This window comes from Tatumella ptyseos, from assembly GCF_030552895.1.
Lineage (GTDB): Bacteria > Pseudomonadota > Gammaproteobacteria > Enterobacterales > Enterobacteriaceae > Rosenbergiella > Rosenbergiella ptyseos_A.
The window spans coordinates 2125230-2147215 of the sequence record NZ_CP130649.1 but is presented as its reverse complement, the minus strand read 5'-3'; the positions used below and the strand labels follow the sequence as shown (position 1 = coordinate 2147215).

General features: G+C 46.6%; 25 protein-coding genes. 9 read left to right on the top strand and 16 right to left on the bottom strand.

What is annotated here, in order from left to right:
* Positions 1-236: 236 nt before the first annotated feature.
* From QJR74_RS10225 to QJR74_RS10215, 3 genes are all read right to left on the bottom strand, one after another.
* Entirely contained in the window at positions 237-857 is a 621-nt protein-coding gene (locus tag QJR74_RS10225; RefSeq protein ID WP_304371770.1) for a hypothetical protein, read from the bottom strand.
* Positions 858-1243: 386 nt separating this feature from the next.
* On the bottom strand, positions 1244-1633 hold the full coding sequence (locus QJR74_RS10220; RefSeq protein WP_304371769.1) for a DUF4440 domain-containing protein: 390 nt from the start codon (positions 1631-1633) through the stop codon (positions 1244-1246).
* Between the two features lie 17 nt (positions 1634-1650).
* Entirely contained in the window at positions 1651-2358 is a 708-nt protein-coding gene (locus QJR74_RS10215; RefSeq protein WP_304371767.1) for an RluA family pseudouridine synthase, read from the bottom strand.
* A gap of 237 nt (positions 2359-2595) precedes the next feature.
* Here QJR74_RS10215 and QJR74_RS10210 point away from each other — a divergent pair, with 237 nt between their 5' ends.
* Both QJR74_RS10210 and QJR74_RS10205 read left to right on the top strand, forming a co-directional pair.
* Positions 2596-2811: a DUF1471 domain-containing protein gene (locus QJR74_RS10210; RefSeq protein ID WP_304371766.1), complete on the top strand. Its 216-nt coding sequence runs from the start codon at positions 2596-2598 to the stop codon at positions 2809-2811.
* A gap of 83 nt (positions 2812-2894) precedes the next feature.
* The gene (locus tag QJR74_RS10205; RefSeq protein WP_304371765.1) at positions 2895-3161 is read left to right on the top strand and encodes a DksA/TraR family C4-type zinc finger protein; all 267 of its coding nucleotides are present in this window, start codon (positions 2895-2897) and stop codon (positions 3159-3161) included.
* A 256-nt stretch (positions 3162-3417) separates the two neighbouring features.
* Here QJR74_RS10205 and QJR74_RS10200 read toward each other — a convergent pair whose 3' ends face one another.
* Genes QJR74_RS10200 through QJR74_RS10190 form a run of 3 tightly spaced genes read right to left on the bottom strand, consistent with a single transcriptional unit; the run spans position 3418 to position 5432 of the window.
* Complete coding sequence (locus tag QJR74_RS10200) at positions 3418-4326, bottom strand: serine/threonine dehydratase family protein (protein WP_304371764.1); 909 nt, start codon at positions 4324-4326, stop codon at positions 3418-3420.
* Positions 4327-4353: 27 nt separating this feature from the next.
* Positions 4354-4710 carry a RidA family protein gene (locus QJR74_RS10195; RefSeq protein ID WP_304371763.1) on the bottom strand — a complete coding sequence of 119 codons (357 nt, stop codon included), beginning with the start codon at positions 4708-4710 and terminating at the stop codon, positions 4354-4356.
* Positions 4710-5432, bottom strand: a complete 723-nt coding sequence (locus QJR74_RS10190; RefSeq protein ID WP_304371762.1) for a helix-turn-helix transcriptional regulator — start codon at positions 5430-5432, stop codon at positions 4710-4712. The genes QJR74_RS10195 and QJR74_RS10190 overlap by 1 nt, the downstream gene beginning before the upstream one ends.
* A 542-nt stretch (positions 5433-5974) precedes the next feature.
* On the opposite strand from QJR74_RS10190, the gene QJR74_RS10185 reads away from it, so the two are divergent.
* Complete coding sequence (locus QJR74_RS10185) at positions 5975-7471, top strand: APC family permease (RefSeq protein ID WP_304371761.1); 1497 nt, start codon at positions 5975-5977, stop codon at positions 7469-7471.
* Here the strand turns inward: QJR74_RS10185 and QJR74_RS10180 are convergent.
* Both QJR74_RS10180 and QJR74_RS10175 read right to left on the bottom strand, forming a co-directional pair.
* Entirely contained in the window at positions 7460-8158 is a 699-nt protein-coding gene (locus tag QJR74_RS10180; RefSeq protein WP_304371760.1) for a cache domain-containing protein, read from the bottom strand. The genes QJR74_RS10185 and QJR74_RS10180 overlap by 12 nt on opposite strands.
* The gene (locus tag QJR74_RS10175) at positions 8159-8902 is read right to left on the bottom strand and encodes a FadR/GntR family transcriptional regulator (protein WP_304371759.1); all 744 of its coding nucleotides are present in this window, start codon (positions 8900-8902) and stop codon (positions 8159-8161) included. It abuts the gene before it with no gap.
* A gap of 147 nt (positions 8903-9049) precedes the next feature.
* On the opposite strand from QJR74_RS10175, the gene QJR74_RS10170 reads away from it, so the two are divergent.
* The 3 genes from QJR74_RS10170 (at position 9050) to QJR74_RS10160 (ending at position 11545) form a co-directional block, all read left to right on the top strand.
* Positions 9050-10480: a gamma-aminobutyraldehyde dehydrogenase gene (locus QJR74_RS10170; RefSeq protein ID WP_304371758.1), complete on the top strand. Its 1431-nt coding sequence runs from the start codon at positions 9050-9052 to the stop codon at positions 10478-10480.
* Between the two features lie 11 nt (positions 10481-10491).
* Positions 10492-10959, top strand: coding sequence for an ester cyclase (locus QJR74_RS10165; protein ID WP_304371757.1), 468 nt, complete (start codon positions 10492-10494; stop codon positions 10957-10959).
* A gap of 265 nt (positions 10960-11224) precedes the next feature.
* Positions 11225-11545, top strand: coding sequence for a GNAT family N-acetyltransferase (locus tag QJR74_RS10160; protein WP_304371756.1), 321 nt, complete (start codon positions 11225-11227; stop codon positions 11543-11545).
* 213 nt (positions 11546-11758) lie between these two features.
* Here the strand turns inward: QJR74_RS10160 and QJR74_RS10155 are convergent, their stop codons facing one another.
* From QJR74_RS10155 to QJR74_RS10140, 4 genes are all read right to left on the bottom strand, one after another.
* Positions 11759-12058, bottom strand: a complete 300-nt coding sequence (locus QJR74_RS10155; protein WP_304371754.1) for a helix-turn-helix domain-containing protein — start codon at positions 12056-12058, stop codon at positions 11759-11761.
* Between the two features lies 1 nt (position 12059).
* The gene (locus tag QJR74_RS10150) at positions 12060-12410 is read right to left on the bottom strand and encodes a type II toxin-antitoxin system RelE/ParE family toxin (RefSeq protein WP_304371753.1); all 351 of its coding nucleotides are present in this window, start codon (positions 12408-12410) and stop codon (positions 12060-12062) included.
* 313 nt (positions 12411-12723) lie between these two features.
* Positions 12724-13269, bottom strand: a complete 546-nt coding sequence (locus QJR74_RS10145) for a GNAT family N-acetyltransferase (protein WP_441007608.1) — start codon at positions 13267-13269, stop codon at positions 12724-12726.
* Between the two features lie 84 nt (positions 13270-13353).
* Complete coding sequence (locus QJR74_RS10140) at positions 13354-14256, bottom strand: LysR family transcriptional regulator (RefSeq protein WP_304371750.1); 903 nt, start codon at positions 14254-14256, stop codon at positions 13354-13356.
* 105 nt (positions 14257-14361) lie between these two features.
* Here QJR74_RS10140 and QJR74_RS10135 point away from each other — a divergent pair, with 105 nt between their 5' ends.
* Both QJR74_RS10135 and QJR74_RS10130 read left to right on the top strand, forming a co-directional pair.
* Complete coding sequence (locus tag QJR74_RS10135) at positions 14362-15669, top strand: amidohydrolase (protein ID WP_304371749.1); 1308 nt, start codon at positions 14362-14364, stop codon at positions 15667-15669.
* 120 nt (positions 15670-15789) lie between these two features.
* On the top strand, positions 15790-17310 hold the full coding sequence (locus QJR74_RS10130; RefSeq protein ID WP_304371748.1) for an AbgT family transporter: 1521 nt from the start codon (positions 15790-15792) through the stop codon (positions 17308-17310).
* Here the strand turns inward: QJR74_RS10130 and QJR74_RS10125 are convergent, their stop codons facing one another.
* The 4 genes from QJR74_RS10125 to QJR74_RS10110 all read right to left on the bottom strand — a co-directional run bounded on the left by QJR74_RS10125 (position 17311) and on the right by QJR74_RS10110 (position 20955).
* Positions 17311-18639, bottom strand: a complete 1329-nt coding sequence (locus tag QJR74_RS10125) for an NTP/NDP exchange transporter (RefSeq protein WP_304371747.1) — start codon at positions 18637-18639, stop codon at positions 17311-17313.
* A gap of 3 nt (positions 18640-18642) precedes the next feature.
* Complete coding sequence (locus tag QJR74_RS10120; protein ID WP_304371746.1) at positions 18643-19368, bottom strand: NADPH-dependent F420 reductase; 726 nt, start codon at positions 19366-19368, stop codon at positions 18643-18645.
* A 45-nt stretch (positions 19369-19413) separates the two neighbouring features.
* Positions 19414-20034 (bottom strand): cupin domain-containing protein, encoded by a 621-nt coding sequence (locus QJR74_RS10115; protein ID WP_304371744.1) that lies wholly within the window; start codon positions 20032-20034, stop codon positions 19414-19416.
* Between the two features lie 192 nt (positions 20035-20226).
* Positions 20227-20955 carry a glutamine amidotransferase-related protein gene (locus tag QJR74_RS10110; protein WP_304371743.1) on the bottom strand — a complete coding sequence of 243 codons (729 nt, stop codon included), beginning with the start codon at positions 20953-20955 and terminating at the stop codon, positions 20227-20229.
* Between the two features lie 112 nt (positions 20956-21067).
* On the opposite strand from QJR74_RS10110, the gene QJR74_RS10105 reads away from it, so the two are divergent.
* A complete protein-coding gene (locus QJR74_RS10105; RefSeq protein ID WP_304371742.1) occupies positions 21068-21844 on the top strand; it encodes an AraC family transcriptional regulator in 777 nt (258 codons plus the stop codon).
* Positions 21845-21986 lie beyond the last annotated feature (142 nt).

Genomic DNA, 21986 nt, shown 5'->3' with positions numbered 1-21986 from the left:
TATAGGGTGGTGATTAGTTATATAATATTTTCACTCCCTATCTTTCTTCGATGTAATTAACCAAGATAGCCAATAAAAAAAGAGGCCACAGAAAAATACTAACAGAAGCATTATAATTCGATCAAAACCCTTGAAAAGAACTAATGAAATAATTGACAACAATGACACGAAGGTAATAATAGTGGTCATTAGAATTGAGGAGATAAATTTTCGAAATAGTCTAATTAATCTTGATGTCATCGTTTACACTCCGATAAATAATTTCCTGAAAACTTATTACTAAAATAACGATAACGGGAGATAGGTTTATCAAATAAAAAATACAGCATATCGAGCTCTAGATTATATAACTCCATCCATAACTTAGGGTGTTTAACTTTTAAATGTCTCGAAGATTCCGCTGCACGGGAAAGTAATCCCTGAATTAATACCCCCCCCGTCAATGAACCAACTCCCAGTCTTACGGTCAATCTTGTCAGTGCACCGGTGACGATACCTTTTAGTAAGGAGTGTGCAATCTTTTCTGAGAGCACTAATAGTATTACTTGCCTTGATAGCAGGGAGACGGAAGTGACAAAGAATCTTCCTGCGATCTCTTTCAATAAAGTATCGGGTAGATAAGATAATGAGTTTTTAATGATCAGTTGTGCCATGGTAAAGAGATAATTCCTATTATCATGGATTTTTTCAAGGGCTCTAAACATTCTCTTGTCATCATCGATATTACGTTGTTGGAGTTTCTGGCCACCAGATAAAAGCGCTAAGTCTTGTAACGTTCTTTCAATTCCTAAGTAAATATCATTGGGTAAAGAGGCTATTCCCTCTAAAATGGAGTTTATCACTAACTTACTATCCATAAAACTTACCTTATTTAATAAGAAAAACAGACAAGGTAACAGCTTAATATATTAATATATATGGGATATTTTCATTTATCTATATATTTTAAAAATAAAATCATAGGATTTTCATTAACAGGTTGTTAAATTTAATGGGCGCGCCTATTTCTAGTTACGCTTTTATTTTAATTTTTCAAAATTTCAAGATTATAATAAATCTATGGGGTTATTCAAAATACATCGTGTCACTTTGAAAAGTGACTGTTGGTATAAGGGAATGGCTGAACCCTAAATGGACAGTTCTTTTAATTAATGTGTGCCACCCTCTACACACTCCTCTCAATAGATAATCGTGGTAATAGCCTACCATCGATTATCCATTCTTATTCCATCCGACCCGAACCTTATAAAGGCAGGAATGTTTCGTGTAAATGTCGCCACGCTAATTTGCCCTGTTCATGGGTGAAGACCAAGGTGGAATAGCGTAAGCTACTGGGCTTATCTGGGAAGTCTTGCCGTTCTTTATAGGTAACGATCGTATTTTTTTCGTCTTCAGCGACCAGGACAAAGTCGAAAAGTGAGATAGTCAGTCCAGGACGTGACCCTTGTTGTTGTTCGAAAAAGTCGACGAGTCGTTGATGGTCAAATATCGCCCCGGTGGGCGCTACCATGGTAAATGCAGGATTGAATCGAGCGAGTAACTGTAAACGTTTATCGCCGCTAACATCGTGTCCACCTAGCACATCACTGATAAGGTGGTGGGCATCAATCACTTCTTGGAAATAATGATTCATTATAATCTCTGTTGTTATCAGAAGGGTGTAAAGGGCAGTGGGCTCTCAATTGTCATGGATAACCCAGAAAGAGGATGCTGAAAACGCAGGACACTGGCGTGTAGCATGAGACGCGGATGTGACCCTTCCTCTGAATCATCACGACCTCCGTAAAGGTCACAGCCTAAAATGGGAAATCCTAAATGCTGACAGTGAAGCCGTAGCTGATGTGTTCGTCCAGTCAGTGGCGATAATTTTACTTGCGTTACCGGCAGTGAATGGCCGCTTATTAACGTAAACTCAGTGCGTTGTTCCACCTCGAAATGCGATTGGGCCGGTTTACCAGTTGTTGCGTCGATTCTCATTAGTGGGAAGTGCTGAGGGTCTTTAGCGATCGGGGCGTCGATCACGCCGCTATTTTCGGGAAGATGACCGCAAAGTAGTGCGTGATACGTCTTATCGACAGACCGTTCACTGAATTGCTGGCTAAGTGCTGCCGTGATCATTTTATTTAAGCCAACTAGCATCAGACCAGAGGTACCAAAATCGAGGCGATGCACCAGCAGACATCCCGGGTACTGTTGAACGAGGCGATAGTGTACCGAGTCCCAATTCTGAGGATTCTTCCCCGAAAGACTCAATAATCCACTTGGCTTGTTAATAACGATTAGCGCATCATCTTGATACAGGATCTCTATCGATTCTTCACAGGGTGGGGCAATAAAATGATCAACAATACTCGCCATGACACTCTCAGTCGTTACCTAATTAGCCAACGCAGAATAAGGGATTTTACTCTCTAGGTGAAGTTGCGTTCGGGTTAAGCTTGACTTATTGAGAGCAAGTAATGACGTTAATTTAATCTGATTTTTTGAATGAGAATGGCAATTATTTTCGATATTCAATCCTTATTATGCTGGTTAATATAGCCAGCATCGAGGCAGGTCCTCATTCGAGCTAGCGTAAATTAAGGAATTTAAATTATGAATATCGTCAAAAAAATTGTTGTTACTTTTACCTTTGGTCTTATCTCCTTCGGGGCTGCTGCGCAAAATGTCACTGCCTGTGCGTCAACAATCGATGAGGCTGAAGCCTTAGTTGCCGCGAAGGCAAAGCAAGCGGGGGCTTCTTACAAAATTACTGAATCCTATTTTAATAATGGCGTGCATATGACCGCAAAATTACTCCCTAAGCAGTAGGTTATTTCGAAAATAGTCGCTGCCAGCAAAGCTATCCTCCTTCATCTATACTTATTTTTGATAACAACGCTTTAGGAGGCATTATGGCAGGCGGATGGGCTGAAGATGGCGCAGTACAAAAACAGATTGACGATACGGTCGAGGATGCCATTGCACAGGCGAGGAGCCAGCTTTATCACGGTGAAAGTGCAGAGTTCTGTGTTGAGTGTGATGCACCTATTCCACTCGCTCGCCGTCAAGCCTTACCCGGAGTGATTTATTGTGTCAATTGCCAAGAAATGAAAGATAAGCAACAGTCTGGCGCTAAGGGTATTAATCGCCGAGGAAGTAAAGATAGTCAGTTGCGATAAAGGAATCATAGTTGAAGCGCTGCCTAAACTGGGAGAGAAATTATCTTATCTATCGCATCCTATTCTCTTACTTGCCACGCTTTTTAGGTAAGCGGTCACGGCGCGTGGTGATCCTTTTTGATATAAATCTAGGCCCCAGCTCACTCCCCAGAACGGTGCCATACGATAATAGTTGTGCAGATAATCTATTACCACTTGTCATCAGGGACGGTGAATCGGCTACCGTCCCAACTACCACTGAGGGTTAACCCTAGCGCTACCCTCTGAATCCTTGTAAAGCGGTAGAGGTTGTCGTCGACCCCCCGCAGACAATGACCAGAATATTGCTCATGGTATTAAGCGCTATTTTTGACTCATAGAGGGCGGCGAGAGCGGCTCCGCAGGCGGGTTCAACCAGTGTACGGTGATCATCTAAAAAAGATAAGCATGCCTGGACTGCCTGGTTATCATTTACCGTGAGAGCGATAATCTCTCTATGCTTTGTCAGGTCGTACGCCCGCTGGCAAACTTGGCGGGCACCTAAGGATGTTGCCACGCCAGTCAGTTCAGGCAGTGTTGTGGGCTGTCCCGAAGCTAAGGCAGCATTAAAAGATGCCATGCCTTCTGTCTCGATAGCATAGATAGGAATATCAAGCTGGTTGCGGCGAAGCCCCTCATCGATACCTGCCAGTAAGCCTCCACCTCCTACAGAGAGGATGACGGCGTCAGGACGTACGCCTTCGGCGAGCACTTCATCGATTAGCGAAGCGTGACCTTCCCACAGTAATGGGTCATCAAAAGGGTGGATAAAGGCATCATTCTGTTCGAGCAGAGATAAGGCCATTTGGTTTGCTTCAGCCCAGGTTTTTCCCTGCACTCTTACTTCGGCACCCTCTAAGCGTAATAGATGTCGTGCCCGCTCAGAGGTCGTTTCAGGGACCACAACTATGACTGGAACACCAAGTTGACGTCCTGCGTACGCGACCGCTAGCCCAGCATTGCCTCCAGAAGAAGAGATAGAACGTTTTGCCCCCCGAGCATAATGCTGCTCGCAAGCGTGCCCGACACCACGAATCTTAAAGGATCCTGATGGCTGCATGGCTTCCATCTTCATCCAGACTCGAGTGTGATTCAGACGGCTTAAAGGCAGTGACTCCAGTAAGGGTGTATTAATATGTAACGGCATGATTGACTCCAAAAAGATTAATCGGCATCAAGCTAACGCCTGAACTTCCATTTCAACGTCCAGATCGAACGCTAAGCGGCTTACGACAGTGGTACGGGCTGGGAAGCCATTAGGGAAGTAGCGACAATAGGCACTATTAAAAGTAGAGAAATGCGCCATATCGGAAAGCCAGACGGTGATACGGATAATATTGTCGAAGGAGGAGCCACAAGATTGTAAAGTCTTGGCAATGTTTTCAAAAATAAGCTGCGTTTGTTCCGCTATTGTTCCTTGAACCGGCTCACCCCTATCATTCATCGAGACCTGTCCAGAAAGAAAAAGAAAGCCATTGGCTTCTACGGCCTGAGAAAAGGGAAAAGGCAGAGAACTTGGGTATTTTTTCATTAGCTTTTAGTATGAGCGGGGGGCTCATCTCCATTGTTAAGTTCATCGAGGTAGTTATAAATGGTGTAGCGTGTCACGCCGAGTGCTGCGGCAGCTTTTTCGACCCCCCCTTTAATTAGAAATATCCCTTTTTCCTGCATACTTTTCACTGCCATTAAGTTGGCGCGTTTCATGTCGCTACGACTATTACCTGGACTTGCCGCGGTCGTACTGCCAATAATTTCATGCATTAAGTTTTCGATACTGTCATGGTGATGTTCAGTGGCAGGATCGGGTGGAGGAGGCGCGGAGATCTGTGCTTTTATCCCTGAAAAAGACTGAAGCAGCGTAATCGCCTGCTCGATTCCCGAATTATCAACGTTAATACAGAGCGCTGCGAAAGGTCTGCCTGCCTGGTCACGGTACAGCACTGTACTACTTCTCAGTGGTTTTCCCTCGTGACTGAACGTCTCATAGTCAAGCAGCAAAGATACCGGCTCGTTTTTAACTTCCATCACATTGATAAAAGCAGGGTCGGTTCGCATCCCCGATAATACCGAATCCCCTTTCTTACGGCCCGTGACTTGTGGGTTTGCAATCTCGGCAATTGAAGAAGCGGGATGACGTAAATCATGCAGGACTATTTCAGAATTATTTGCCAGAACACTACCGAGGGCACGCACGGTCGCTGACAAAATAAGGATCATGTTTTCGGTATAATTTCTATCTTCGCTAGGGTTCATAACTTATTTTATTACACATTTTGTTGATGTGACGATTATTGATCAACATTATGTTGATTTCAAGCGGAACGGATAATTTTGTGTAGACGGGGTGGTCAGGAGCGGAGTGAGTGAAAATAACACTATGGAAATTTATGAATTCTAATCTTAAAAAGCACTCAATAGTGCCTCTTGTATGCAATTTCTACGTTAATTACTTCTGCTTTAGGTCTTAGAAAAGGTAACGCTTAACTATTTTCTAGCTTTTTGAGTAAGCATATCGGACTGGGCCCAGTGCGAAAGTGTTACTCGATTATCACCTTCAAAACTAGCGTTAATTCAACAGAATGGTAAAACTGTTTATCTACTCTTTCGGTCATAATTCCGGCGTTTTTTCCATAACGATTATAATAAGAAAAACATATATCCACTAACTATCTGTTTTTGAAGTTCTTTTATTATATTTTCGAAAACTGAGAACTGAAACGTTATAAATATAATCCTTTATGTTTTATAAATAGATTCACTTTTTTGAATGTATTGTGCCAGCGAGAGACTCTACAATGGAAAAATCATCACACTCACCCGTACAAGATACCCCGGAAGCTGGTAAAGAACAGTTCCAACGTTCTATTGGGCTTATCTCCAATTTCTCGTTAGGTTTTACTTATCTTTCACCGCTCACTGCTGTCTATTCTCTGTTTGCGTTAGCGATTACCCTCGCCGGGCCACCAGCTATTTGGTGGATAGTCATTGCAGCAGTGGGACAACTGCTTGTGGCGTTAGTCTTTGGAGAAATTGCTTCCCAATATCCCATCACAGGCGGTTTATATCCCTGGGCACGGCGGCTTTGGGGGAAAAAATATGCGTGGATTGCGGCTTGGGTCTATTTATGGGCATTGGTCGTTACCATTACCTCAATTGCTGAATACACCTCGACATTTGTGGCAAGTTTAGTCTCGTTTAGTGCGACGCCACTTCATTTACTCATCACGTCGGTCGTCTTATTGGCGGTAATGATGGCGGTCAACCTCTCGGGAACTAAGAATCTCGCGCGTGTCGCAAGAATAGGGTTTTGGTGTGAAATCGTGAGCGTGATTGCGTTAGGGATCTACTTATTGATTTTCCATCGTTCACAACCCTTCTCTGTAATTTTCGATTCGATGGGCATTTTATCAAGTAGCGGCAGTTACGTGGGGGCCTTTATGGCCGCTTCGCTAATGGGCCTGTTCATGTTCTTCGGATTTGAAGCCTGTGGCAACGTTGCGGAAGAAGTACAAGATGCCAGTCGTAAAATACCGGTAGCGATGATTTTAAGTATTGTCTTTGGCGCAATCTCGGCAATTATTTCGGTATTAGGGTATCTGCTTTCTTCACCAAATTTACGTAATATTGTTAGCGGTAAAGTGAGCGATCCCATCCCCGCGATTCTTAACGAAGCCTTGGGGCCCGTTGGCGCCAAAGTGTTTATCGTTATTGCAATTATCGCTATGCTTTCTTGTATTTTGTCACTACAAGCTGCGCTCAGCCGCCTTATTTTCTCGTTCTCGCGTGACCAGATGTTGCCCGGTAGTCGGTGGATGGCGAAGATTTCCGCTCATAACGTGCCTGATAACGCGATGATTATCAGCTGTCTATTACCAGCTATCGTTTGTGTCTGGGTCTATTTCCAACCCGATAATCTTGCTCGGATCACCGCGTTTGCGGTAATTGGTATCTACTTATCTTTCCAAATGGTGGTATTGGCGGCATTACGCCAGCGCATGAAAGGTTGGAAACCAGCGGGTGAGTGGCATATCGGGGCATTTGGTTTGTTAACGAATATCCTCGCTCTTGCGTACGGCATTGTGGGCATCTATTTACTCGCCCAACCCGCGGATAGCCCGAACTTTATCGATAAATGGACCGTGTTGATCGGCTTGGCAGTGGTATTACTCATTGGCGGAATTTACATGCTCCTTCAACGACCCTATGGTAAATCAACCGCACCGGAAAACGATGCGATTGAGCATGCCGAAGCGCTAAGAGCGATGCGTAACCAAGAGGGATTAGGCCGGTAGATAGAGGCAAAACAGTGGGTGCTGGTGAATAACCGCCAGCGCTTCACTTCGCAGAATATCACCGACGCGATAACCGGTCAGCGTGGAAAAAATGACTCGGCCAAACGTATTGGTCAATACCATTTTAGGACGAGGTTGCGGAAGAATCGTTAATATCTCGTCTTCTATACGGCTAACCAATACATCTACGGCAGCGATCCCGTAGAAGCACTCTTGAATAAAGATGGGCGCGGCAGAAGTCATGGTATAGGACGTGTTGCAGATATAGTCGACATAAGGGCCATGGAAGTAGGGGCCTTTAAGGGATTTCGTTTTCAGAAACCATTCGAAGGTTCGAAAATCGAGGTGTTGCTGAGTTAAGGGAGTCAGCTCAAGTGTGCTTTCATGATTGCTGTCTTTATACATCCAATAGAGCGACCATTTCGCCTGCGGATTCAGGGGGGCATCAGCATAATAGGCAAAGCCTGCACCGGAACAGAAGGGGTTATCGGCAAGCGCTCGATTAATCAGGGACTCAATCGCTTTTTTGGGGAATGCCGTCGTCAGTTCGCTAGGGTCCGCCGCATTGACCAAAGGAGTGAGTCGCTGAGTCAGTTGTTGCGCTAACTGCTGGCTTGAGTGAGAACATTGTGAAAATAGATGTTCGAGTTGCGCGATGACAGTGTGGATAGAGTCTGATGCGTTCACTTATAACGTTCTCCCTGACGATGAGGCAGTAGTGTTGAGTTTACAGTCAACAAGTTGTTCAGCTAAAAATAGAATAAGATCGCTGATTGCTTTTGCAGCAGCTTCAGTGTCTTGATGCGATAAGGCTTCCAGTAATTCTTGATAACGCTGTACGCATTGCTGATGTAGCGTGTCATCACCATAGAGAAGAGCAATGAATGATGCCCACTCAGTTTGTAGCGTTAACTCACAATTTGCTAGGCGTGCTGATTGTGAACTGGCAGATAAAAAGAGTAAGCAGCGCATGTCTGCTTGGGCGCGTGATTCAGCGGAGCTAGCCTGTTGAAACTCGTCAATAAAGGATGAAAACGTGAGATGTTCCGTTTGACTCATCCGCTTGGCGGCAAGTCGCGCACTGTGTGCCAATACGGCACAGTGCATTTCGCCAAGATCGAGCAAGTAATCACTGCTTAATAAGTGGAGAGGGTGATAGTTATGGGCACGATTTTCAATATTGTCGCAGACAAAGCTACCACCGTGTCGTCCTCGGCTGGTGTATATCAGCTCCTTAGCGCGCAGTGTATTCAATGCTTCACGGACCGTTATATGCGAGACCCCCAGCATCTTGGCCAACTCAGCTTCGTTAGGCAGCTGTTCATGAGCCTGCAACAGCCCAGTCATAATGGCATTGGCGAGGCGGGTCACAATCTGCTCCGCTCGGCTTGCCTGTCCGATTGGCGCGAATATTATCGCATGCGTCATCATTGTAATGCTTTACCAGTAGTCCTCGAGGAAAACAGTCTTAACACAGCAAGGGTCTTTTTCAAAGTGCTGCGCCATACCTTAGGGTGAGAAACCGCGGCGAGTGAATTTTTTCTTAGCTATAAAGTGAACTTATCAAGGATAAAAACGATGCAACGACTGAAACATTTTATTGATGGTCAATACGTTGATACGGCGTCAACGGCCTACTTTGACTTGATTAGCCCGGTGGATGGTAGCTGTTATGCCCAAAGCCCGAAAGGTGAGGCTGCTGAAGTCACGCTAGCCTATCAGGCGGCAACCCGTGCCTTTAAGCAATGGCGCTGTTCCACCCCTTCCGAAAGACAAAAAGCGTTACTCCAACTGGCAGAGGCGGTTGAGGCGAATATGCAACGCTTCGTCGAATTGCAATGTCGCGAAACCGGGCAGTTAAAGCACTTTATTGAGAAAGAAGAAGTCGCTGCCTCCTGCGATGCTTTGCGTTTCTTTGCTGGCGCAGCGCGTCATCTAGAGGGACGTGCCAGCTATGAATATATGGAAGGCTTTACGTCGAGTATTCGTCGCGAGCCGTTGGGAATAGTCGGGCAAGTCACGCCGTGGAACTATCCTTTTATGATGGCCATTTGGAAAATTGCACCTGCCTTAGCCGCCGGAAACACGGTAGTACTTAAGCCCAGCGATACGACGCCAATGAGCACATTATTACTGGCCGAACTGGCGGCAGAATTTTTCCCAAAAGGGGCTTTCAATGTGATTTTAGGACAAGCGGAGACCGGGTCGCTGGTGGTATCGAACCCTAACGCTTCGCTCGTCTCTATTACTGGATCGGTTCGTGCAGGAGTACAGGTCGCGACCTCGGCGGCGGCCAACCTGACTAAAGCCCACCTAGAATTAGGCGGTAAGGCACCTGCCATTGTTTTTGCTGACGCGAATATTGAGAAGGCGATTGAGGGTATCACTACCGCAGGTTTCTTCAATGCAGGTCAAGACTGTACCGCCGCCACCCGAATTTTAGTCGAAGCCTCAATTTATCCGACTTTTTTACAGCAGCTTGTCGCGAAAACGGAGCAAATCCGTTTCGGCAAGCCTGATGATACCGATGCGTTATTTGGGGCGCTAAACAGTGCGAATCAATTGGCGCAAGTTGAGGGCTTTATGCAACGGTTACCCGCCCATGCCAAAGTAGAAATTGGTGGTAGTGCAGCGCAAGGGACAGGTTTCTACTTCCCCGCGACCATTATCTCAGGCTTAAGGCAGGATGATGAAGCGATTCAACAGGAAGTATTTGGCCCAGTAATGACTATTCAATCCTTCGAGGATGAGGCCGATGCGCTTAGCAAAGCCAATGATGTCGACTATGGGCTCGCCGCCAGTGTATGGACCGGCTCGGTAGCAAAGGCCCATCGACTCACGCGTGATCTCGATTTTGGTACGGTATGGGTCAACAACCATATTCCATTGTGCGCAGAAATGCCTCACGGCGGCTTTAAGAAGTCAGGTTACGGTAAAGATCTTTCAGCCTATGCGTTGGAAGAATATACCCGAGTGAAACATGTGATGATCGATCTTGAACAAGACTAAGCGAGGTGATAATGCGTAAATTCGGAACTTACACTCTTCTCACACTCTGTCTGACGAGCGGGCTAAGCTATGCTGAGACGACACCCCTGACGGTCGTCACGCAGTATATGCAGGCATGGAACCAACATGACAGTCGTAAGGCCGGGACTTTTTTCGCAGATAACGTCAGTTATTACGATGCTTCGGTCGGTGAACCCGTTATTGGTCAGCAACAGGCGACACAGCAGGTGGTTAAAACCTTCGTCGATGCAGTCCCTGATTTACGTTGGGAGATGACCAGTAAGCCGGTCTATAACGGTGACACTATCGCGTTTCAATGGCGTTTTACGGGCACTAATGATGGCGCTTGGGCCGGAACTCCGGCAACGCATAAAAAAATCAGTTTTGATGGGGTAAGTTTTATCAAGGTCTTACAAGGTAAAATTACTTATCAGGGCGATTATTATGATTCGAAAAAATTATCAGATCAGTTGAAATGAGGGGATAGGCTGCCGCGCGTGCGGTCAGCCTTTCAAATCAGATTAACTGAGTGCTAACTCGTTCAGTACCTTAGCGATCTCATTCATTGCTGAATCAAAACTGACACATAAACTTGAAAATAGTGATGATTCTCTTACCCTACGTCTTGCTACCAGTGCGGATTTTGATTGGTGCAAACAAGCTGTACTAGAGTGTTATAATTATTCTTACTCTGTAATCCCGCTACTAATAAGTAGTCTATATCCGATAGATAACGAAGACCTAATGGACCATATTATTAAAGATAATACGTATATTATTAATCATATGGGTAATCAGGTTGGGCTAATTGTCTGTGAGAAAAGGGAATTAGTTTTTTTCGAGGGATTTTTTATTTTGGAAGAAGTTATTCTTCCATCCTTTCGCGGATCTTCTTTGGCTTCTCGCGCACAACATTTATTACAAAACCAGCTTTACCAACTGTTTGGGAAAGACTGCTTGATAGCTGGAACTATTCTTCCAGAAAATTTACCTTCAATTAGAACAGCTGAGAAAGTTGGACGTATCTGTGTACTTAAGTACGAATTTATTCCTACCAGTTGGTGAAAAGTTGAAAGTTCTTGCTGGAAAGCATTGAGTTAGATTTTAGTAAATGTTTTCAGATGAGCACGATACAAAACTATCGTTAGCAGTACGCTCTAGTTAATAACATTAACTTATAATCCTACACGGTAGGCACCGTTACAGGCCTGTAACGCTATTCGAAATCATCAAGATATTAAATAGAAGAGGTATAACAGGCCTGTAATGGTCGTATCATTAGAGATGAAAACCTATTCGCTTTCCTGTTGGAAGCGTTATATCGATGCTCAGCTCCCCACCTAATGCAGAGACATACCGTTTTAAGGTTGATAAGCGCGGATCGTTCTCTGGTCGTTCTATTTTGGCAATGGTCGGCTGAGACACGCCGATCGCTTGAGCAAGCTCAGTCTGTGAAATGTTTAGTTCTTCACGCAGCTGGCTTAACACCACTTCCTGACGCAAGGTCTCCACTTTTTCTTTGATGCGTTGCTGACTTTCAGGGCTTTGTTTTGCTAAGAGTTCTTTGTAAGTGGACATATTACTTCTCCAAATTGGTCAAATGTTTACGGTATTCATTTTCTGCAAGGCGGAGCATGTCACGGTAAAACCGCTTTTCGTTTAAACCTGTCTTCGCACCGGCACATAATACGATAGCCCTACGGATCGGGTCGAAAGCAAAAAAGGCACGTATCGGGCCTCCTGCATGTTGTACCCGTAACTCTTTCATATTAGGGATGTCAGAACCTTTTAAGGTATCGACATAAGGTCTACCTAATTGGGGCCCCATTTCCTCAAGAACGCCGATAGCAGCCAATATATCTTCTCTTAAACTCTCTTCCTGCGCGAGAAACCACTCATCAAAAACGTCTGTTGTTATTACTTCCCACATGGACAGACCTCATTCCTTTGAACTCATTAAATTATAGCATAAAGGCTATAAAATAGAATATCTAAGTAGTGTTTAACTATCGTACAGGACTCAATAATCTGAGTGAATGTAGATTATTTAAATCACTCTCTATACGAACGATGAGGAAAAATAATGGCAGATCAGAAGCTTCGGAAGCAGATACACTTAACTAGAGAAATGTTGGATGAGAAGGGTAGAGGTGGTGTACAAAATCGAATAGTTGACCTTTACGTTTTGCGGGCTACTTTACCCTGTCGCCCGCTATAAATTCTTTGAGACAGTTTACGGATGCCTAGGAGGAGACTTTTCGCTCATTCCACTCCTCGCGCGTGATCTCCCACAACGTCGAAGGAATATCGCCAATATGGTATTCACCCATCTCTTCTCGGATCATTCGCATACCGCTCTCCTGTGAGATCTTAAGAGAGCGCTGATTCTCTTTTGCTTTGGGTGCACGCAGAACCGGTTGCTTTAGCTGATTAAACCAAAAGTCAGTGGCAGCGTGGCAGGCTTCGCGCATATAACCTTGGCCTTGCCATTCAGGCACTAACCAAAATCCGCGATTATTATCCACTTCTAAGGAGAGCCGAATTAGACCGATAAATTCGGTAGGCGAAGTGAGAGGACGCAACGTCCATACCCATTCCCTTTGCTGCTGCATCGCTTGCAGAGTCATGTCGCAAAACATTTCCGCCCCCTTGGCTGGGTACGGCCAAGGTACTTTACGTGTCAGGTATTTCACAATCTCCCAGCGTGGGAAAGCCTGTTGAATCAAGGGAGCATCGTCTGCCACTAATGGGGCGAGGATAAGTCGAGCTGTTTCTAATCGGGGCACCATCACGACACCACTCCTTATCAATGAGAGAAAGTTATATGTACGATATTTTTCCCCCTCGCTCAAGGGATGAGTTCAAGGCAGGCATCATGGTACTGCTTGGCTAAAATCTCGAAATAGCTGGGCGAGATAGGCGCTGATCGGTCCTAATTGATGGTCTTTACGTTGAACAAGGTAAAATGTTGCTTGTGGGGCAGGGGTGGCAAGCTCAAGAGGGAGCAGTTGATCGCTCAAAATTGGCGTGCTCACGATTTGTTCTGAAATAATACTTAAGAAATTACTTTGCGTCACCAAACTCGCACAAGCGATAAGGCTCTCACAAGTCACCCTGACTTGAGGGAGTGTATGACCGGTATAGAGTTGCTCAAGGAGCGAATAGTAGCTACTGGTCGGTGGCGGCATTGTCCATTTGGCCTCGCTGAGTTCGGAGAGCTGTTTAGCATATCGTAATGGATGACCCTTTCGGACGACCACTCGATAGTCAACGACCGCCAACGGCTCGAAGCTCAATTCGCGCTCGAAGGGAAGTTGGGTCACGGTATTCAAGGTAAAATCTAAGGTCCCTTGACGTAAAGCGGGCAGCATTGAGGAGAGTTGTCCCTCGACGATATGCACATTTACATGGGGGAAACGCTGTTGAAACCGATCGATGACCTTGGGCATTAAGGTGCAAGCCATGCTACCGCCGACGCCGACGCGAATATGACCCGTAATCTCTCCAAGATGTTGTGACACTTCCTCCTGAGCGATACGAATTTCCTCTAACACTAATCGAGCATGGCGGTAAAAATGCTCACCAACATGATTCAGCAAGATCCCCTGTGGATGCCTTTCCAGAATACGTGTTCCTAAGATCTGTTCAAGTTCTTGGATCGCCTTGGTTAATGCGGGTTGTGAGAGTCCGGCGCTCCGACTGGCCGCGCGAATACTGCCTTGACTGACGACATTGACTAAAGCACGGAGGTGATGAAGTTTGAGGCTCGTTGACATAATAAGTGATAGCTATTGGTTATCAGACATAACAAATTAGCATCTTATGTCGTCGTGATCCATTCGCTAGATTCGAGGTTTAGGTATTAAACAGGAGAGCGGATTATGACCTTTTTTACTCAGGTAGTGGATGATTTACAGGATGAGATGCGTTGTCAACGACGAGACTTGCACCGTTTTGCTGAAGCCGGCTGGGTGGAGTTTCGTACCGCCTCGTTGGTCGCAGAGCAACTGCATCAACTCGGTTATCACCTAGCACTGGGGGAAGCAGTGATTGACGCGGCGTCGAGAATGGGGTTGCCGAGTACTGAATTTCTTGCTGAACAGGAAGCGCGCGCGCGGGAGCAAGGGGCGTTAGAGCCTTGGGTTTCCTCTTTTTCAGGCGGTTTTTGTGGCGTGGTCGCGACGCTGGAGACGGGCAAGCCTGGTCCGGTAATGGCTTTTCGGGTGGATATGGATGCGCTAGATCAAACAGAAGCCAAAGACAACGAGCATTTTCCGCAGCGGGAAGCCTTTGCCTCGATCAATCCAGGAATGATGCACGCTTGCGCCCATGATGGCCATACGACGATAGGCTTAGCCCTTGCTAAGGTGCTGATGCATCATAAAGAGCGACTTAGCGGCAAAATAAAATTGATTTTCCAACCGGCCGAAGAGGGGGTGCGCGGCGCGAAAGCGATGGTTGCCGCGGGAGTCGTTGATGATGTCGATCTTTTTACTGCCATCCACTTAGGCACAGGGGTGCCTGAAGGGGAGATTGTCTGTGGTAATGATAGTTTTCTCTCTACGACCAAATTTGATCTGACCTTTACTGGGGTCGGTGCGCACGCGGGGGGGAATCCAGAGCAAGGAAACAATGCACTGCTAGCCGCTGCCCACGCGACACTGGGGTTACATAGTTTAACGCAGCATAGTGGCGGTGTAGGCCGGGTCAATGTCGGGGTATTGCAAGCGGGCAGTGGCCGAAATGTGGTGCCTGACTTTGCGTTATTGAAAGTTGAAACCCGTGGAGAAAGTAATCGGGTCAACGACGACATCTATCAGCGCTGTCAGCAAGTGATTGCGGGGGCAGCAGCGATGTTTCAAGTGGAGTATCAGGTCGCACTGATGGGCAGCGCACGAAGCTGTTCACCGAGCCCTGAGTGGGTAGGATTTATTCATCAGCAAGCACAGCAACTGGGTCTTTTCACGTCGGTGACTGATCGACAAGCTCATGCAGCGGGTTCAGAGGACGCGACTTACATGATGGAACGGGTAAAAGAAAACGGGGGACAAGCCTCTTATGTCATCTTTGGCTGTCAACTTGCCGCCGGCCACCATAATGCTCGTTTCGACTTTGATGAATCGATCATGAGTAAAGCGGTAAAAACCTTAGCGGCATTGGCCTTTAATCAAACAGATTTTCAGCCGTAAACCGTCAAGATAGCTAACTAATGGCATAGAAATTGCCTAATAACCGCTGTAATTACCTTCAACCTGAGTCGCAGAGGGTTGCCGCTATTCGCTTTAATCTATCGTCACGCAGGAGTGCTAATGAGTGTTATAACGCCAATCAGACAACCCAATAAACTCTTTTATTGGATCGAAAAAGCCGGTAATAAACTTCCGCACCCCTTTCTCCTGTTTCTCTATTTGATTGTGATACTGATGGTGGCGAGCGCGGTTATCAGTCATTTTAACTGGAGTGTTATTAGCCCGGTGAACGGTGAGAAAATAACCGTTAATAATATTTTTAGCCCCGCGGGTATTCAGTGGTTCTTGCCGAACATAATTAAAAATTTTAGTGGTTTTGCGCCACTCGGCTCAATTTTAGCGCTGGTGTTAGGGGCGGGATTGGCGGAAAAAGTAGGGCTATTGCAAGCGTTAATGATCAAGATGTCATCGCTGATCCATCGCCGTTATGCCAGTTATATGGTGCTATTTATCGCATTCTTTAGCCATCTCTCTTCGGATGCAGCCTTGGTTGTCATGCCTCCGCTTGGCGCACTCATTTTCTTAGCGGTGGGTCGGCATCCGGTCGCTGGATTATTGGCCGCCATTGCTGGCGTTGCGTCGGGTTTCACAGCAAATCTATTAATTGTGAGTACTGATGTTCTACTCTCTGGGATCAGTACCGAAGCGGCTAAATCGGTGAACCCTGCCTTACAAGTAACCGTTATCGATAACTGGTTTTTTATGGCGGCCTCAGTCGTGGTGTTGACGGTTGTCGGTGCACTTTTAACGGATAAGTGGATTGAACCTCGACTCCCGGCTTGGAAGGCGAATACTGAACAGACATTACCTAAGTTAACTTCCATAGAGAACCAAGGGTTGAAAGCTGTCGCAGTGACCGCGTTGATTGTGCTCGGTGTCGTGGTGGCGTTGGCCGCGCCTGCTCAAGGTATTTTACGCAATCCGCAAACCGGTAGCCTTGTTCCTTCGCCGTTAATGCAGGGCATTGTGCCGATTATTATTATTTTCTTCCTGTTGACCTCCGTTGTCTACGGCAAACGTACCGGCCAAATCCGTCAAGCGAGCGATATTCCTGTTTTACTGACGGACTCGATGAAAAACATGGCAGGATTTATTGTGATGGTCTTTCCCCTTGCGCAATTTGTCGCACTCTTTACCTGGAGTAATATGGGAAAGTTTATGGCAATGGGGCTGACTAATTTGATGGAAAACGCCGATATTCATGGTGCTCCGGCCTTTATTGGGTTATTGCTACTCTCCGCATTGTTGTGCATGTTTATCGCCAGTGGGTCAGCGATATGGTCGATCCTTGCGCCGGTATTTGTGCCGATGTTTGTGGTATTAGGCTTTCACCCGGCCTTCGCTCAAATTATCTTTCGTATTGGTGACTCTTGTGTCCTACCACTTTCCCCGTTATCGCCTTTTTTGCCGTTATTCTTAGGTTTTTTACAGAAGTATATAAAAGAGGCCGAGCTGGGCACGTATTACCGGCTTATCATGCCTTATCCACTGGTATTCTTTATCAGCTGGATCGTACTGCTCAGCCTATGGTATGTCTGCGGTTTACCGATTGGGCCTGGCGTGTATCCGCATCTGAGCTAATTAGTCTTTTGATGAGGGCGGCAAGTGCTGTGCTTTACGCCGCTGAGCGCGCCCTAAGGCTACACTTAATCCTGCCCAACCTGCCGCTAAGATCATGCTAAGTAGTGTTAAGGGTAGGGCGGCGACTCCCAACAGACTCACCGCCTGATAGCTCCATGCCCCGACTTGGTCGCCCATACGATAAACTAGGGTATCGATAAATACCTTAGCATGATACTTCTCTGAGGTAGGGACCACGGTAAATAAGATCTCACGGCTAGGGCGGGCCAGCGCAAAGTTAATGGCTCTTCGCACTATGGTAAAGCCGACCAGGACCGATAAACTTGGGGCTACACCCAACCAACCAAAGCCAAGGATACTGACTAACGGGAGTAACGTTAAGCTCACCGCAACGCCCCAACGTGAAATGATTTTACCGCTCGCCGTCAATTGGCAAATTAGGGTTAATACATTGATTGCTAAATCAACATTCGCGAAGAAAGTGGTACGTTGGTCCGCTTGGCTAAAAGCGTGTTGCACAATAGCCGCCTGTTGAAAATAGAGCAGTGTTGAGGTCACCGAATAGAAAAGGATATAACCACAAATTCCTAGCAAATAGGGGGAGGCTATTGTTTGACGAATACCGATCAATAAAGGGGTGAGACCACCGCCAGCCGGGGTTTCGTGAGGTTTATCTTCCGTTTTGCTGTGTGACAATTGACGACCACAACGTGATAAGCGTTTAGCGCTAAAAACGGACACTTGGATAAGGACAACGGCAATGATCAGTAACACCGGAGTCGAGAGATGGTCAGCGACTAAGCTGGTTAACCCAGAGCCACCAATCGCTCCCAAGGTTGCCGCCGCCGCGAGTAATCCGAACAGACGCTTTCCCCGCTCGCTATCGAAGATATCGACAATTAAGGCCCAGAAAACGGATACTGCAAACAAATTGAAGACCGATACCCAGATAAAAAATGCGCGGCCCAAAAATAGGTCATGCAATCCGCCATGGCGTGCAAAACCCAAGGCAAAACCACAGAGGATCACCGCGCAGGCTTGATAGCTATAGCTAATAAAGCGTTCTCGAGGAAGGCGTTGAGAAAGTTTGTTATAGGGCCATTGGAGTAGCAGCATAGTGATCAATACTGCCGTGAATAACCACGGTAGTGAGTGGGCGCCAGTGAGTGTACTCACCGTATCGCGAATGGGACGCAGGATATAGTAGGCGCAGAGTAGCGAGAAGATGTATAACCAGCCCCAGCAGACTGGGGCCAGCTCTTCAGGCTTGATCGATACCAGGCGCTGAAAGCGCCTGAGTAGCGGCGACGTGGAGTGATCAGTCATCATTGATTACCGAGCGTCAGCGAGTTGCGCGCGCAGTGCTTTCTCATCTAATACCTGTAAAAACAACGATGATCCAGGTTGGAAACGGGTCGCCGTCGTGAGATCACCCGTCTTCACTGGTGCAAAACCGGCCTGCTGGATTAATGTTTTGGCTTGAGCCAAGGCTTGTGCGTTATCACCCGCATAAGGTACTGCAATGAGCGGTGAGTGATGGGCATTCGAGGCAATCGCGGTCGCGGCCAAGGAATTAAAAGCCCTCACCACATGTGCGCCTGAAAGATATTGTGCCGAAGCTTTACCACTCCCTAGGCTTAACGCTTTTGCTGCCGTGGCACCATCACGACCGGGGTAAGGATTGCTGACATCGATAACCGTTTTACCCGCAAGTTGTTGATGCAGAGATTTACCCAGTTGTGGCAGCGCACCATAGGGAACTGCCATCACCACCACATCACCAAATTGGCTAGCCTGCTCGGCGGTTCCAACTTTGGTACCATGGCCGATGTCATTAGCCGTAGATTGTAAACTGTCAGGATGGCGCGAAGCTAACATCACATGGTAACCCGCATCTGCCCAAAGTTTACCTAGGGTTTCTCCCATATTTCCTGCCCCAACGATACCGATGTTATGCACGCTAGATTCAGAAGAGGGGCTTGCCGCCAGAGCAGTATGACTGCCTAACGTCGTGGCGAGCAGCAGGGAAGCGAGCGCGGTGAGTTTTTTAACAGACATAATTTCCTCATAGTAATGGTATCGGTTCCAAATGAAATCAAAAAATTAGGCTTTCCACAGCGTCTTAATACCGCCTTGTTTGCCGGTAACGGGATCGGTACTGGGCATAGCGATATTCGCAATATGACGCTGAGCTTCGGCCAGTTTACTCGGGTCGTCATGGTAAAGATCTGGACTTAACCCTTGAGGGTAGGCCCCCAGCACTTGGAAATCTTCGCTGGCCGACAGTTGCTTATGACCAACTCCCGCAGGAATTAGGATTACATCCCCCTGTTTAACCGTTACCGTTGGTCCCGTTTCGCCTCCTAGCTGAACCTTCGCGCTACCTTGGCTTACCCCTAGCAGTTCATGAGTATTGGAGTGGTAGTGGGTAAAAGGAAAGATCTGGTAGCGCCATTGTACTGGCCAACCATTTTTTGCGAAGAGTTGACTCAGATAGTCGTCAGCGTTTGAGGCTGATGCGGGGACAGCTTGCTGATAAATGAGTAAAGGTAATTTGTCGTTCGGCACGCCATTCACGACTTTGGTCAGCGAAAGGGGCTGAATAGCAACATGGGGAGAGGTTGACTGCGACTGCGCATAACTGCTCAGCGGCATCGCCGAAGCGGCGAGTAATAATTGGCAGAAGTTGCGTCGAGAAAACTGCGAAGGAGAGGTCATCTTCATCGTGCGCTCCTGGTTAAGATAAAAAAGGGTGTACCTTTAAAATATGTGACCTAGATCGCTATTCTGTCAAGGTGGGGTCAAAAAAAGCACTGTCGTCAGAGGGCTGACGCAGTGCCAACATCATCCTTGAAGTTATTGAAAGGATAAGTGAAACAAAGGACTAACAGGAACTGAAGAAAAATAGTGAGTCGCTTATCTGCTACGGGTCAGCTGATAGTGATCCGCAAGCTTATCGAGAAAAATAAATAATGTTTCATTCATCTCTTCGTAGTGATGCGCCCGTAAAGTGCTAATCGAATCGATAAATGCACGGTCCTGAGTTGCGTGCAGGTCGGCTCCAGCATCTCTGATAAGCAGTTCGATAACCTTCGGCGTAAACTCCATATGACATTGAAATCCATAAACGAGATCAGAATAAGCGACAATTTGTCGAGGACAGCCATCGCTGACGGCGATGACCTCTGAATCAGGGGTTAAACCAGGCATATCATTATGCCAATGGCCCACCTCTAGACTGTCACCAAAATGAGAAAAGAAGGGATGATCTTTCCCCCGAGTCGTTAAATTTATGGGAAATTTACCTATTTCTGGATGCGGGCTGGCGCTAAAAGGTGCGCCCAATGCTTCGCCCACTAATTGGGCACCTAAACATATTCCTATTACGGATTTTTGTTGTTCAATCGTTGAACGAATAAGCCTTTGTTCGGCCATTGAATTGAAGTGAGGGCACTGATCGATAGTCACATTTGGGTCTTGTGGCCCGCCCATCACGATTAACAGATCGATATCTTGGGCAGTATCAGGTAATTTGTCACCAAGATAGACACGAGAATAGCCGATGGTGTGGTGCCGTGACTCAGCCCAGAGTTCATAAGCCCCAGGCGCTTCAAACGCCTCATGAATAATAAAATGTACGTTCATAATGAATCTTCTTATCAATGGATGAAGTAATAGGGGTGGTTTAACGCACAGATAAGCGTGTTATCGTTAAGCGTTCAATGAGGTCATCTTAAAGGGAGAGGGCACTTTTCAAATGCCAGCGACTATAGATAAAGCGCCAAGACATAGCGAAGCAGTGGGTTGGTCTTGTACTGCGATTGATTACCAGCAAGGCGAAGAAGATCCCCCTCATTACCATCAAGAAGGACAGCTTCTCTACGCGACTCGCGGGGTGATGTTAGTCAAGACTGAAGGGAAGAGTTGGGTGATCCCTCCACAAAGAGCATTGTGGATCCCACCATTGCACCAGCATAGCTATCAGATCCTTTCGCAAACTCATCTGAGAGCGGTTTACTTCAGTCGGTCATTTATCGAACAGTGCGATGCCTTCGTGCATAGAGAGGATGTGCATGTTATTAGTACGACCCCGCTACTCAACATCCTTATTTCGTCCCTATTCGAGCAGCACTACAGTAAACAGAATCAGCGTAAAATGGCTGAGCTATTAATTAATTTATTTCATGAGGCTCAACCCCTCGCCGCGGAGCTGCCAATGCCTGAAAAGGCACCTTTGTTATTAGCCATTAGGCCTTTAATTACTGAGCAACGCTGGAATCTACCGATGAGCGATTTAGCGGATATTGCCGCCCTGTCAGAAAGAAGTTTTACTCGTTTATTTAAAGCCGACACGGGGATAAGTTTCAGAGTCTGGAAGCAAAGGGCGAGAATCTATTTGGCGTTAGACCTCCTCGCAAAGGAGGTCTCGATTAAACAAGTCGCTTATCAGCTCGGATTCTCTTCACCCGCATCGTTCACGGCTGCTTTTCGATCGATTACTGGTAGTGTTCCGCGCGACTTTAAGCATTGTTAGATCATAAGGGAGGTTAATTCTCCCTAATGTCTAGTGTGTGCGTGCCAGAGCGCAAGACGAAAGGCCACACGTTTTATATATTTTGGATACTTGGCAGAGAGTAGGTAAGCACAGAGACGTTGCATGGTACACCTCACTAGTT